At 67.1% G+C, this 246-nt stretch carries 1 protein-coding gene; it reads left to right on the top strand.

The annotated features are described in order from the left end of the window. Positions 1–246 (top strand): AMP-binding enzyme (locus tag IRZ77_RS27450; protein ID WP_196174648.1); only part of this gene is annotated, 246 nt, incomplete at both ends.

The raw sequence follows: 246 nt of genomic DNA, 5'->3' as shown, positions 1-246 counted from the left end.
ACTACGCCGGGCGCATCGACCACCAGGTGAAGATCCGCGGCTTGCGTATCGAGCTGGGCGAGATCGAGGCGCGCCTGCTGGAGCTGCCGAGTGTGCAGGAAGCCGTGGTGCTGGCCCAGGACGGGCCAAGCGGCAAGCAGCTGGTGGGCTATGTAGTGCCTGCCGACAGCTCGCAAGACGAAGGTGCATTGCGCGACAGCCTGCGCGAGGCGCTGAAGGCCGGTTTGCCGGACTACATGGTGCCGG

Source organism: Pseudomonas pudica (genome assembly GCF_015680405.1).
Lineage (GTDB): Bacteria > Pseudomonadota > Gammaproteobacteria > Pseudomonadales > Pseudomonadaceae > Aquipseudomonas > Aquipseudomonas pudica.
The sequence above is the reverse complement of the archived record's forward strand: the minus strand, read 5'-3'. Positions and strand labels throughout refer to the sequence as shown.